Source organism: Campylobacter sp. BCW_6466, assembly GCF_001762835.1.
Classification (GTDB): Bacteria; Campylobacterota; Campylobacteria; order Campylobacterales; family Campylobacteraceae; genus Campylobacter_D; species Campylobacter_D jejuni.
In genome coordinates this window covers 1-567 of sequence record NZ_MJXO01000030.1, presented here as the reverse complement: position 1 = coordinate 567, position 567 = coordinate 1, and the positions used below count along the sequence as shown (strand labels likewise).

1 protein-coding gene is annotated in these 567 nt (G+C 25.9%); it reads right to left on the bottom strand.

The annotated features are described in order from the left end of the window. Positions 1-556, bottom strand: a 556-nt coding sequence (locus AJ887_RS02925) for a Cj0814 family flagellar-dependent secreted protein (protein WP_410002257.1), incomplete at its 3' end; no start/stop codon positions are given. Positions 557-567: the final 11 nt, after the last annotated feature.

The following is a 567-nucleotide window of genomic DNA, read 5'->3' as shown; positions in this document are numbered from 1 at the left end:
GATTATAGTATTGTTTTATGGTATCAGCCATATCGATATTGGTAAAATAGCGAGAAATTCCTAGCTGTTCTTTTATGTCTTGATATTGTGCTTCATTAAAGTTATATATCTCATCCAAAGTAGATTTATGTATCTTAAAATCTTCAGGAAGTCCTGCAGCTTTGTTAAAATCTTCTCCCATATAACCATCTTTATCTACACTATAACCATAGGCTGTATTAGTAGAAGTATTACTTATATCTGCTTGTTTGTATTTTAGAGTATAAATAGAGTTTTTAAATTCACTTGATATATCATAATTAGGAGAATTTGTCTTACTACTTATACTAAAATTAGTATTATTGCTAGTATTTGTTGTATTAGTAGAATTTAATACTTCACTTCTTGCTAGAGTTTGTGAATTTGCATTTTGAATTTCATTTAATTTACTAGCATTTTGTTTTAAAAAAGAATTAGCAAAACTTATTTTAGAATTTTCTTTACTTTCTTTATTAGCTTTTGCTTGTGAAAGTATAGAATTATAGTTTGAGTTATCATTGATGCTAAAGATACTCATATTAATTCCTT